Origin of the sequence: Streptomyces sp. NTH33 (assembly GCF_003236365.1) — a bacterium.
Lineage (GTDB): Bacteria > Actinomycetota > Actinomycetes > Streptomycetales > Streptomycetaceae > Streptomyces.
Genome location: NZ_POTZ01000223.1, coordinates 1 through 11,603 on the forward strand (window position 1 = coordinate 1; position 11,603 = coordinate 11,603).

Sequence of the window (11,603 nt, forward strand, 5' to 3'; positions counted from 1 at the left end):
CCTCCTGCGGGAAGCGGGCCTCCTCGTCCACCGCGGCGGCGTACGGCGCGATCTTCGCCTCGGCCAGCGAGCGGACGGCGTCGCGGAGCATGTCGTGCTCCTCGGACGGGCGGTACAGGTCGAAGTCAGCCGATCCGGCCAAGGTCTCTCACTCCAAAGAAGACGCACACTGACGCTAACTACCGTTAAGTAACTCAAATTTTAGCGGCCCGCCCACGCTCGGTGATACGTGAGTTCGGCGACAGCGAGGACATTGCCCGGCGAAGGCCTTGCGCATGCCCCCGATATGCTCGGGCACCGCATGACCATCGTCCCTCCTGGAGCATCCATGAGCCTCAAGATCACCGTGATCGGCACCGGCTATCTCGGCGCGACGCACGCCGCGGCCATGGCCGAGCTCGGTTTCGAGGTGCTGGGGCTGGACGTCGTCCCGGAGAAGATCGAGACGCTGCGCCGGGGCGAGGTCCCGATGTACGAGCCCGGTCTTGATGAGCTGCTGCGCCGGCACGTGGCCGGGATCGAGGGCTCGACCGGCCGGCTGCGGTTCACGACGGACTTCGCGGAGGCGGCCGCGTTCGGCGACGTCCACTTCGTCTGCGTGAACACCCCGCAGAAGCACGGCGAGTACGCCTGCGACATGAGCTACGTCGACTCCGCGATCGCCTCCCTCGCCCCGCACCTGACCGGCCCCGCCCTGGTCGTCGGCAAGTCGACGGTGCCCGTCGGCTCCGCGGACCGCCTGGCCCGTACGATCGCCGAGCTCGCACCCGCGGGCGAGGACGTGGAGCTGGCCTGGAACCCGGAGTTCCTGCGCGAGGGCTTCGCCGTGCAGGACACGCTGCGCCCGGACCGGATCGTGGTCGGCGTGCGCAGCGAGCGGGCGGAGAAGCTGCTGCGCGAGGTGTACGCCACGCCGATCGCCGAGGGCTCCCCCTTCGTGGTCACCGACTTCCCGACCGCGGAGCTGGTGAAGACCGCCGCGAACTCCTTTCTCGCCACGAAGATCTCCTTCATCAACGCCATGGCCGAGGTGTGCGAGGCCGCGGGCGGCGACGTCGCGAAGCTGGCCGAGGCCATCGGGTACGACGACCGGATCGGGAAGAAGTTCCTGCGCGCCGGGATCGGCTTCGGCGGCGGCTGCCTGCCCAAGGACATCCGGGCGTTCATGGCGCGCGCGGGTGAGCTGGGCGCCGACCAGGCGCTGACGTTCCTGCGCGAGATCGACTCGATCAACATGCGCCAGCGCGGGCAGATGGTGGAGCTGGCCCGGCAGGCGCTGGGCGGCGGTCCGTTCCTGGGCAGGCGGGTCGCGGTGCTCGGCGCCACGTTCAAGCCGGACTCGGACGACGTGCGGGACTCCCCCGCGCTCAACGTCGCCGGGCAGATCCACCTGCAGGGCGGCCAGGTGACGGTGTACGACCCCAAGGGCCTGGACAACGCCCGGCGGGTGTTCCCCACGCTCGGGTACGCCGGCAGCGCGCTGGAGGCCGTGCGGGGCGCGGACGTGGTGCTGCACCTGACCGAGTGGCGGGAGTTCCGCGAGCTGGACCCGGCGGAGCTGGGCGAGGCCGTGGCGGCCCGGGTGATCCTGGACGGGCGCAACGCGCTGGACCCGGAGCAGTGGCGGCGGGCCGGGTGGACGTACCGGGCGATGGGGCGGCCGACCGCGTAGCGGGACGTGACGGAGGACGCCGGTTCGGCCGAGGCTCAGTCGGCCGAACCGGCGTCCTCACGCATTCTGCACCACCGGTCCGGGGCATGCGGAAGAAACCCCCGTGGATCACCCCTCCTTGGCCCGGTAGCGGCGCATCTTCGCGCGCGCACCACACACCTGCATGGAGCACCAGCGGCGCCGGCCGGCCGGGCTGCGGTCGTAGTACGCCCAGTGGCAGGTGTCCGCCTCGCAGGCCTTCAGCCGGGTCCAGGTGCCCGCGACGAGCGCCTCCGCCACGGCGGCCGCGATCCGGGAGAGCAGGGGGCTCGCATCGGCGGGGGCAAGCGTCGCGGAGCCGTCCCGGTCGTCGACGGCCACCAGCAGCGGGGCCTGCGCGAGCAGCTCGCCGAGCGGTGTCACCTCGTGGTGCGGGGGGTGACCGGCGTGGGCGAGCAGGGTGGCCCGCAGCGACTCGCGCAGCTCGCGCGCCCGCGGCAGTTCCGCCTCGCCGATCCCGAGGCGTGCCCGGCCGTCCGCCGTGCCGAGGGAGTCGGCGCCCGTCTCGATGTCCAGCGTGTTCACCAGGGCCTCGACCAGAGCCAGGCTCCCTGGCGCGGCCGATCTCTCACTCATGTCAGCGACGGTACCTCGCGAATTCGGTTGCGCCGTTACCGGCCATACGGGAGCATGGGGTAACGGTTACCGGGTGTCTGCCCACAACGGGTAACCCTCACACGAGGAGGAAGTCATGGCTCTCGCCAAGCTGGGTGTCGTCGTCCTGGACTGCCCCGACCCGCGCGCGCTCGCCGGCTTCTACGCCAAGGTGCTCGGCGGGACCGTGAAGGACGAGGGCGAGTGGGTGGACCTGAAGGTGCCGGGCGGGCCGGCGCTGGCGTTCCAGGAGGCACCGGACCACGTACCGCCGAAGTGGCCCGCCGCGGACGGCTCGCTCCAGTTCCACCTGGATTTGGTCGTCGAGGACCTGGACGCGGCGGAGAAGGGTGTCCTGGCGCTCGGCGCGCGCCCGCTGGACGCGACGGACCGGACGCGCAGCTTCCGGGTCTACGCCGACCCGGCCGGACACCCGTTCTGCCTGTGCGCCTGCTGAGCGCGTCGCGGCGGTACGCCGAACCCGAGCAGCCGTAACAACTCTCAGCCGTCCAGTCGCTCGATCGTCGCGTTGGACGGGCCGCGCGTGGCCTGCAGGTCGCGGGCGACGTCCTCGGCGGCGCCCAGGACCCGTACCGCGTTCTGCCAGGTCAGCTTGGCCAGGTCGGTTTTCGACCAGCCGCGGTCCAGGAGTTCCGCGATCAGGTTCGGGTAGCCGGAGACGTCGTTCAGGCCCTCGGGGGTGAAGGCCGTGCCGTCGTAGTCGCCGCCGATGCCGAGGTGGTCGACGCCGGCGACCTCGCGCATGTGGTCGAGGTGGTCGGCGACCGTGGCCACGGTGGCGACGGGGCGCGGGTTCGCCTCCTCGAAGGCGCGGTGGACCCTCATCGCCTCGGCGGTGGTGTCGAGGTGGTGGAAGCCGTGGGCGCGCAGGTGCTCGTCGGCCGCGGCCGTCCAGTCGACGGCGGCCTGGAGGACGAACTTCGGGACGAACGTCACCATCGCCACCCCGCCGTTGGCGGGCAGCCGCTCCAGCACGTCGTCCGGGATGTTGCGGGGGTGGTCGCACACGGCCCGTGCGGAGGAGTGGGAGAAGATCACCGGCGCGCCGGTGGTGTCCAGCGCGTCCCGCATGGTCGTGGCGGCCACGTGGGAGAGGTCGACCAGCATGCCCAGGCGGTTCATCTCGCGGACCACCTCGCGGCCGAAGGCCGACAGGCCGCCCACGCCCGGCTCGTCCGTCGCCGAGTCCGCCCACGGCACGTTGTCGTTGTGGGTGAGGGTCATGTAGCGCACGCCGAGCGCGTACAGCCCCCGGAGCGTGCCGAGGGAGCCGGCGATGGAGTGGCCGCCCTCGGCGCCCATGAGCGAGGCGATACGGCCCTGCTCCCGCGCCGTCTCCATGTCGGCGGCCGTCAGCGCGGGGGCCAGGTCGGCCGGATGGCGGGCGAGCAGCTGCCGTACGCAGTCGATCTGCTCCAGCGTCGCCGGCACCGGGTCGGGCAGGTCCGCGCGGACGTACACCGACCAGAACTGGGCGCCGACGCCGCCCTCGCGCAGGCGCGGGATGTCGGTGTGCAGATGGGCGCCCTGGTGGGTGGCGATGTCGCGGGCGTCGAGATCGTAGCGGACCTGTTCGCGCAGCGCCCAGGGCAGGTCGTTGTGGCCGTCGACGACCGGGAACTGGCGCAGCAGCTCCCGGGCTTCCTCTCGTGCCGTCATCGGCGTCACTTCCCGGAGTTGAAGCCGAAGCCGCCGGCCGCGCCCTCGACCTTGGCGCGCAGCCGCTTGCCCTTCTCGGTGGCCTGCTCGTTGAGTTCCTGCTGGAACTCCCGCATCCGGCCGAGCAGTTCCCCGTCGTGCGCGGCGAGCATCCGGGCGGCGAGCAGGCCGGCGTTGCGGGCACCGCCGACGGACACGGTCGCCACGGGCACTCCGGCCGGCATCTGCACGATCGACAGCAGCGAGTCCATGCCGTCCAGGTACTTCAGCGGGACGGGCACGCCGATCACCGGCAGCGGGGTGACGGAGGCGAGCATGCCGGGCAGGTGGGCGGCGCCGCCCGCGCCCGCGATGATCGCCTTCAGCCCGCGCTCGGCCGCCTGTTCGCCGTACGCGATCATCTCGCGCGGCATGCGGTGCGCGGAGACGACGTCGACCTCGTAGGCGATCTCGAACTCGTCGAGTGCCTCGGCGGCGGCCTCCATGACGGGCCAGTCGGAGTCCGACCCCATGACGATGCCCACGACAGGGCTGCTCTGGCTCATTCGGTGATGGTGCCTCTCAGGTAGCCGGCTGCGTGACGGGCGCGCTCCAGCACGTCGTCCAGATCGTCGCCGTAGGTGTTGACGTGGCCGACCTTGCGGCCGGGCTTCACGTCCTTGCCGTACATGTGGATCTTCAGCTGGGGGTCCCGGGCCATGCAGTGCAGGTACGCGGAGTACATGTCGGGGTAGTCGCCGCCCAGGACGTTCACCATGACCGTCCACTTCGCGCGGGGGCGGGGGTCGCCCAGCGGCAGGTCGAGGACCGCGCGGACGTGGTTGGCGAACTGGGAGGTGATCGCGCCGTCCATGGACCAGTGGCCGGAGTTGTGCGGGCGCATCGCCAGTTCGTTGACGAGGATGCGGCCGTCGCGGGTCTGGAACAGCTCCACGGCGAGGTGGCCGACGACGCCGAGTTCCTTGGCGATGCGCAGCGCCATCTCCTCGGCCCGCAGGGCGAGGTCCTCGTCCAGGTCGGGGGCGGGCGCGATGACCGTGTCGCACACGCCGTTCACCTGCCGCGACTCCACGACCGGGTAGGCGACGGCCTGGCCGTGCGGGGAGCGGACGACGTTGGCGGCCAGCTCCCGGACGAAGTCGACCTTCTCCTCGGCGAGGACGGGGACGCCGGCGCGGAAGGGTTCGGCGGCCTCCTCGGCGGAGTCCACCACCCACACGCCCTTGCCGTCGTAGCCGCCGCGGACGGTCTTCAGGACGACGGGGAAGCCCTCGCCCTCCGCCGCGAACGCGGCCACGTCCTGCGGATCGGTCACGATCCGGTGCCGCGGACAGGGCACGCCGATCGCGTCGAGCTTCGCGCGCATCACGCCCTTGTCCTGGGCGTGCACGAGCGCGTCGGGGCCGGGGCGCACGGGGATGCCGTCCGCCTCCAGGGCCCGTAGGTGCTCGGTGGGGACGTGTTCGTGATCGAAGGTGATCACGTCGCAGCCCCGCGCGAACGCGCGCAGCGTCTCCAGGTCGCGGTAGTCGCCGACGACGACGTCGCTCACGACCTGTGCCGCGGAGTCCTGGGGAGTGTCACTGAGGAGCTTGAACCTGATGCCCAGCGGAATGCCCGCCTCGTGCGTCATACGAGCGAGCTGGCCACCGCCGACCATGCCGACAACCGGGAATGTCACGCCCCCCAGGGTATCGGCCGCACCGGCCCGGCCGGATTCCGCGCCCGCCGGAGCCCGCACCGGCCTGCGCACCGGTGCTCCCGCCGGTTGTTCCGGCAGCTCTTTCCTGCCATTTCCGGGGCTCTTTCCGACCGGTTCCCCGGCCGGAAGCCCGTCCACGGGCGCGGGCCCGGAGCGCTGGTTAGCATGGCGGAGTCGACGAGACCGATTGAGACACCGACCGAGACGGGGGCCTGCACGACCATGGGCCATGGTTCCTCAGGGCTTCAACCGGCGCCCCCGGCACGCCGCGGCGCGCTGCGCAGGCGCGTGGACCGGCTGTGGCGCGAGGTCGCCAAGTTCGGCGCGGTGGGCGGAGCGGGACTCCTCGTCAACCTGCTCGTGTTCAACCTGGTACGGCAGGTGACCGGTCTGCAGGTGGTGCGCGCGAGTGTCATCGCGACGGTCGTCGCGATCGTCTTCAACTACATCGGCTTCCGTTACTTCACCTACCGGGACCGCGACAGGAGCGGCCGCACCAGGGAAATGACCCTGTTCCTGCTGTTCAGCGCGGCCGGCCTGGTGATCGAGAACGGTGTGCTGTACCTGGCGACGTACGGTTTCGGCTGGAACAGCCCGCTGCAGAACAACTTCTTCAAGTTCCTCGGCATCGGCATCGCCACCCTGTTCCGCTTCTGGTCCTACCGCACCTGGGTGTTCCGCACCCTGCCGGCCCGGGGGGCCGTGGCGGGCGCGGAGTCGTTCCTGCAGGCCGAGTCGGGGAAGCCGCGGTCGCGGGCCTTCCGCTGAGCGCTCCGCTGGAAAGCACGGTGGTGAACCTGCGGGCCGGCAGGGGCTGAGCGCGCAGTTCCCCGCGCCCCTTGCGGGGCGCGGTATCGCGCCGGACTTCACCAAGGCTGCTCAGCGGCTCCCGCCCCCGCCGCCGGGGAGGTTCGTCGCGAAGATCCAGTCGAGGCCGTCCTCGCCGGGGCGGTCGAGGTGTGCGGCCCGGACCAGGCCGGCCCGCAGCGCCACGTGCCGGGAGGCGGTGTTGGCCGGACGGATCCGGGCGACCACGGGGAGCCGCGGCACCCGTCGGCCCGCCCAGGTCACGACCGCCGTCGCGGCCTCACCGGCCAGTCCTCGGCCCCAGGCTGCGGGGGCGAAGCGGTAGAAGAGGTCGAGGATCCGCAGGCCTGCCAGGTCCATGGGCTTGACCCCGCAGAAGCCCAGCGTGCGGGCCTCGCCATGCCGCCGGACCGCCCAGTGTCCGTAGCCGTGGCGCCGCCACTGGTCGTCCCAGCGCTGGTGGAGCCGTTCGGCCTCCGTCCGCCCGGTGAGGGCGTCGGAGGGATTGTGGGCGCACGCGGCGGGGTCGCTGTGGATCGCGAGGACGCGTCGACGTCGTCCGCCGTCGGGCGCCGCAGGGACAGCCGGGCGGTCGTCAGCTCCTCGTCGGCCGAAGTGTGCCCGTCCATGCCGCCCCCGTTCGCCGCCGGTGCGTGGAGTGTCTTTCGCCGGTGTCTTTCGCCGGCGCCTTGCACCAGTGTCTTTCGCCGGTGTCCTCCGCCGGTGTCCTCCGCGCGGGTCAGCGTACCGTCGGCTGCTGGTCCGTCTGCTTCTTCAGCGCCGTGCGGGAGAGGAACAGGCCGAAGACCGGGGGCTGGGCCTGGAGGAGTTCCAGACGGCCGCCGTCGGCCTCGGCGAGGTCGCGGGCGACGGCGAGGCCGATGCCCGTGGAGTTGCGGCCGCTGATCGTGCGCTCGAAAATGCGGGCGCCCAGGTCGGCGGGGACGCCGGTGCCCTCGTCGGTGACCTCCACGACCGCCTGGTTGCCGGTCACGCGGGTGCGCAGCGCGACCGTGCCGCCGCCGTGCATGAGGGAGTTCTCGATCAGCGCGGCCAGCACCTGGGCGACCGCGCCCGGCGTGCCCACGGCGTGCAGGTGCCGCTTGCCGGAGCTGACGATGGCGCGGCCGGCGCTGCGGTAGGCGGGACGCCACTCGGCGATCTGCTGCTGGATGACCTCGTCGAGGTCGAAGGAGACGGCGGAGCCGGTGCGCGGGTCGCGGGCGTTGGTCAGCAGGCGGTCCACCACGTCGGTCAGCCGCTCGACCTGGGTGAGGGCGACGTTCGCCTCCTCCTTCACCGTGTCCGGGTCGTCGGTGAGGGTGATCTCCTCCAGGCGCATGGACAGCGCGGTCAGCGGCGTACGCAGCTGGTGGGAGGCGTCGGCGGCCAGGCGCCGCTCGGCGGTCAGCATCCGGGCGATGCGCTCGGCGGAGGCGTCGAGCACGTCCGCGACCCGGTCCAGCTCGGGGACGCCGTAGCGCTTGTGACGGGGGCGCGGGTCGCCGGAGCCGAGGCGCTCGGCGGTCTCGGCGAGGTCGGTCAGCGGGGAGGCGAGCCGGTTGGCCTGGCGGACCGCGAGCAGCACCGCGGCCACCACCGCGAGCAGCGCGACCAGGCCGATGATCAGCAGCGTGCGGCCGACCTCGCGGGTCACCGACGAGCGGGGCTCCTCCACCCGGACGGTCTCGCCCTGCTCGCCCGTGGCCGTGGAGTGGATCACGTCGCCGGACGGTTTACCGCCGACCTCGATGGGCCGCTGCCCGGGGATGCCGATCACGGCGTACTGGCCGTCGGCCACCTGGTCGCGCAGGACCTCGGCGTTGACGGTCTCCGAGCCGAGCAGCCGGCTGTCGACGATGCTGGCCAGCCTGACCGCCTCGGAGTCGACCCGCTCCTGGGCGCTGTTGCTGATCGTGCGGGTCTCGACGATCACCAGGGAGAGACCGAAGACGGCGATCACGACGAGCACCACGGCGAGCGTGGACTGGATCAGTCGACGGCGCATGTCCTCTTACCTGACGAAGGCCCGGGCGGCGGGGCTCGGCTTGGCGGGCTCGGCTTGGCGGGGCTCAGCTCTTCTCGAAGCGGAAGCCGACGCCTCGTACGGTCGCGATGTAGCGGGGGTTCGCCGCGTCGTCGCCGAGTTTCTTGCGCAGCCAGGAGATGTGCATGTCGAGGGTCTTGGTCGACGACCACCAGGTGGTGTCCCAGACCTCGCGCATCAGCTGGTCGCGGGTGACGACCCGCCCCGCGTCCCGCACCAGCACCCGGAGCAGGTCGAACTCCTTGGCGGTGAGCTGCAGCTCCTCGTCGCCCATCCAGGCTCGGTGGGACTCGACGTCGATGCGCACACCGTGTGTGGCGGGCGGCTGCTGCGGCTCGGTGGCGCCGCGCCGGAGCAGGGCCCGGACGCGGGCGAGCAGTTCGGCGAGCCGGAAGGGCTTGGTGACGTAGTCGTCGGCGCCCGCGTCGAGACCGACGACGGTGTCCACCTCGTCGGCGCGCGCGGTCAGGATCAGAATGGGCACCGTGTGGCCGTCGGAGCGCAGCCGGCGGGCGACCTCCAGGCCGTCCATGCCGGGCAGCCCGAGGTCCAGCACGACCAGGTCGACACCGCCCTGCGTTCCGGCGTCGAGCGCGGTGGGTCCGTCCTCACGCACCTCGACCTCGTAACCTTCCCGGCGCAGTGCGCGGGCCAACGGCTCCGAGATGGACGCGTCGTCCTCGGCGAGCAGTACACGGGTCATGCACTGATGGTAGTCCGCCCACGCCGTCTGCCGGGGTGGTGCTGCGGTGTGATCGTCGCGCGGGCCTCTTACTTTCCCGTCCGGTGGTACGGACCAACAGGCGCGGAATGTGATCCTTGACGGGACTCCGCATGGACCTTGGAAAGGTCGGGCAGGGGCCCCCAGATCCCTGTGATCCGCGTCTCAAGTCCTTCCATATCAGGCACTGTCGTGCCGTATGGTGAGTTGAACGCCTGTAGCACGCAGCGGACCTTCGGCGCTCATTCCGACGCTGAGGGTCCTTTTTGCGTGCCGGGCCGGCCCTGGCCGGCCCGGAAGGAAATGACCTAGGGCCGGGCCTCTACGCGTGTCAACACGGCGGAGGTGTGGATCCCGGTGGCCGCCGTCCGCCGCTTCGTGACCCGGAGCGGGCTCCCCTTGGGCGTGGGGTGGACCTCGGCCCCGCCGGTGCCGGCCGCCCCCCACCGGGCGCGTGTCCACTGACCGGAGCGCGTCCCGACCAGCAAGGAACGACCATGGCGTCCAGCCTGACGAAGGACTCGGTCCATCCGGGCACCCCCGGGTCCGAGAAGACCTTCTTCGGCCACCCCCGCGGCCTGGCCACCCTCTTCATGACCGAGATGTGGGAGCGCTTCAGCTTCTACGGCATGCGCGCCCTTCTCGTCGTCTACCTGCTCTCCGGCGGCCCCGACGCCAAGAAGGGGAGCATGGGCGGCGGGCTCGGCATGGATCTGGCCACCACCACCGCGATCTACTCCGTCTACCTGTCGATGGTGTACCTGCTCGCCATGCCCGGCGGGTGGCTGGGCGACCGCGTCTGGGGTCCCCGCAGGACGGTGACGATCGCCGCCGTGACGATCATGGCGGGTCACGCGGTGCTGGCGCTGCCCGGCGGGCAGGCGCCCTTCTTCGCCGGTCTGGCGCTGGTCGCGCTCGGCTCCGGCCTGCTGAAGGCCAACATCTCCACCATGGTCGGCCACCTCTACGACGGCCCGGACGACCCGCGCCGCGACGGTGGCTTCACGATCTTCTACATGGGCATCAACATGGGTGCCTTCTTCGCGCCGCTGATCATCGGCACCGTCGGCCAGCAGGTCAGCTGGCACCTGGGCTTCGGCCTCGCCGCCGTGGGCATGGCGATCGGCCTCGCGGCCTTCCTCATCGGCACCAGGAACCTGAACCCGCAGAGCAGCGTCGTCCCCAAGCCGCTGGACGCCGCGGAGCGCGCCTCCTGGCTGCGCAAGGGTCTGACCTGGCTCGCCGTCGCCGCCGTCTTCTACGGCATCGTCGGCTTCACCGGCCACTTCACCCTGAACTGGGCGATGATCCCGCTCACCGTGATCGGCCTGGTCATCCCGGCCGGCGTCCTGCTGCGCATCAAGCGGGACAAGGAGCTGTCGGACGTCGAGCAGTCCAGGATGACCGGCTACATCTGGTTCTTCGTCGCGGCCGCCGTCTTCTGGATGATCTACGACCAGGGCGGTTCCACGGTCCAGGCGTTCGGTGAGACCAGGACCTCCGGCTCGCTGCTGGGCTTCGCCTTCCCGTCCTCCTGGTACCAGTCGCTGAACCCGGTGTTCATCATGGCCCTGGCCCCGGTCTTCGCCTGGTTCTGGCTGTGGCTGAACCGCAAGGGCAAGGAGCCGAGCACCGTCGCGAAGTTCGCGGCCGCCCTGTTCTTCATCGGCGTCTCGTTCTTCTTCTTCCTGCTGCCGCTGGGCATGACCACGGGCGACGCAGTGGTCAGCCCGATGTGGCTGGTGGGCATCTACCTGATCCAGACGGTCGGCGAGCTGTGCCTCTCCCCGGTCGGCCTGTCGGTGACGACCAAGATGGCCCCGGCGAAGTACGCCAGCCAGATGATGGGCGTGTGGTTCCTCGCGGTCACCGCGGGCGACTCCATCACCGGTCTGCTGTCCAACCCCGCCGTGGCCGGGGTCGACCTCAGCGGCACGGGAGCGGTCGCCGTGGAGGCCGTCCTCGCCGCCCTCGCCGGCTTCGCGGTCTACATGTACCGCCGGAAGGTCAAGGCCCTGATGGGCGACGTGCGCTGAGGACCCGGCCGGTCCGGCCGGAACGCCGAAGGGCCACCGCATCCGGGGATGCGGTGGCCCTTCGGCGTTCGAGCGGCGCCTGCGGGGTTCCTCGAAGTTCCCGACCGGAGTCGTACGGCCCGTGGGCACGCGCGGCGGAGGCGGAAGAGGTCCCGGGGACCCGGCCGGCTCAGGCCGGCGCCCCCAGCTCGGCCCACACCCTCTTGCCCGTGACACCCGGGAGGCGTACGACCCCCCAGTCCAGGCACAGTCGCTGGACGATGAACATGCCGTGGCCGCCGGGGCGGCCGGCGCGGTGCGGGGTG

General features: G+C 71.6%; 12 protein-coding genes and 1 pseudogene. 4 read left to right on the forward strand and 9 right to left on the reverse strand.

Going from position 1 to position 11,603, the window contains the following annotated elements:
• Nucleotides 1-142, reverse strand: a 142-nt coding sequence (locus tag C1I97_RS20935) for an acyl-CoA dehydrogenase family protein (protein WP_146608250.1), incomplete at its 3' end; no start/stop codon positions are given.
• 186 nt (nucleotides 143-328) lie between these two features.
• On the opposite strand from C1I97_RS20935, the gene C1I97_RS20940 reads away from it, so the two are divergent.
• Nucleotides 329-1,672 carry a UDP-glucose dehydrogenase family protein gene (locus tag C1I97_RS20940; protein WP_111004760.1) on the forward strand — a complete coding sequence of 448 codons (1,344 nt, stop codon included), beginning with the start codon at nucleotides 329-331 and terminating at the stop codon, nucleotides 1,670-1,672.
• A 108-nt stretch (nucleotides 1,673-1,780) separates the two neighbouring features.
• Here the strand turns inward: C1I97_RS20940 and C1I97_RS20945 are convergent, their stop codons facing one another.
• On the reverse strand, nucleotides 1,781-2,287 hold the full coding sequence (locus C1I97_RS20945) for a CGNR zinc finger domain-containing protein (protein ID WP_111004761.1): 507 nt from the start codon (nucleotides 2,285-2,287) through the stop codon (nucleotides 1,781-1,783).
• Nucleotides 2,288-2,402: 115 nt separating this feature from the next.
• Here C1I97_RS20945 and C1I97_RS20950 point away from each other — a divergent pair, with 115 nt between their 5' ends.
• The gene (locus C1I97_RS20950) at nucleotides 2,403-2,762 is read left to right on the forward strand and encodes a VOC family protein (RefSeq protein WP_111004762.1); all 360 of its coding nucleotides are present in this window, start codon (nucleotides 2,403-2,405) and stop codon (nucleotides 2,760-2,762) included.
• Nucleotides 2,763-2,806: 44 nt separating this feature from the next.
• Here the strand turns inward: C1I97_RS20950 and C1I97_RS20955 are convergent, their stop codons facing one another.
• Genes C1I97_RS20955 through C1I97_RS20965 form a run of 3 tightly spaced genes read right to left on the reverse strand, consistent with a single transcriptional unit; the run spans nucleotide 2,807 to nucleotide 5,666 of the window.
• Nucleotides 2,807-3,985, reverse strand: coding sequence for a dipeptidase (locus C1I97_RS20955; protein WP_111004763.1), 1,179 nt, complete (start codon nucleotides 3,983-3,985; stop codon nucleotides 2,807-2,809).
• A 5-nt stretch (nucleotides 3,986-3,990) separates the two neighbouring features.
• Nucleotides 3,991-4,530, reverse strand: coding sequence for a 5-(carboxyamino)imidazole ribonucleotide mutase (gene purE, locus C1I97_RS20960; RefSeq protein WP_073949603.1), 540 nt, complete (start codon nucleotides 4,528-4,530; stop codon nucleotides 3,991-3,993).
• Complete coding sequence (locus tag C1I97_RS20965) at nucleotides 4,527-5,666, reverse strand: 5-(carboxyamino)imidazole ribonucleotide synthase (protein ID WP_111004768.1); 1,140 nt, start codon at nucleotides 5,664-5,666, stop codon at nucleotides 4,527-4,529. The genes purE and C1I97_RS20965 overlap by 4 nt, the downstream gene beginning before the upstream one ends.
• Nucleotides 5,667-5,909: 243 nt before the next feature.
• Here C1I97_RS20965 and C1I97_RS20970 point away from each other — a divergent pair, with 243 nt between their 5' ends.
• Entirely contained in the window at nucleotides 5,910-6,455 is a 546-nt protein-coding gene (locus C1I97_RS20970; protein WP_111004764.1) for a GtrA family protein, read from the forward strand.
• Between the two features lie 111 nt (nucleotides 6,456-6,566).
• On the opposite strand, the gene C1I97_RS20975 is transcribed toward C1I97_RS20970, so the two are convergent.
• From C1I97_RS20975 to C1I97_RS20985, 3 genes are all read right to left on the reverse strand, one after another.
• Complete coding sequence (locus tag C1I97_RS20975) at nucleotides 6,567-7,031, reverse strand: GNAT family N-acetyltransferase (RefSeq protein ID WP_258382666.1); 465 nt, start codon at nucleotides 7,029-7,031, stop codon at nucleotides 6,567-6,569.
• A 202-nt stretch (nucleotides 7,032-7,233) separates the two neighbouring features.
• Nucleotides 7,234-8,502 carry an ATP-binding protein gene (locus C1I97_RS20980; protein ID WP_111004765.1) on the reverse strand — a complete coding sequence of 423 codons (1,269 nt, stop codon included), beginning with the start codon at nucleotides 8,500-8,502 and terminating at the stop codon, nucleotides 7,234-7,236.
• A 64-nt stretch (nucleotides 8,503-8,566) separates the two neighbouring features.
• The gene (locus C1I97_RS20985; RefSeq protein WP_111004766.1) at nucleotides 8,567-9,244 is read right to left on the reverse strand and encodes a response regulator transcription factor; all 678 of its coding nucleotides are present in this window, start codon (nucleotides 9,242-9,244) and stop codon (nucleotides 8,567-8,569) included.
• A gap of 515 nt (nucleotides 9,245-9,759) precedes the next feature.
• On the opposite strand from C1I97_RS20985, the gene C1I97_RS20990 reads away from it, so the two are divergent.
• Entirely contained in the window at nucleotides 9,760-11,298 is a 1,539-nt protein-coding gene (locus tag C1I97_RS20990) for a peptide MFS transporter (RefSeq protein WP_111004767.1), read from the forward strand.
• Between the two features lie 169 nt (nucleotides 11,299-11,467).
• Here the strand turns inward: C1I97_RS20990 and C1I97_RS41605 are convergent.
• A pseudogene (locus C1I97_RS41605) lies at nucleotides 11,468-11,603 on the reverse strand (ATP-binding protein); the annotation flags it as partial.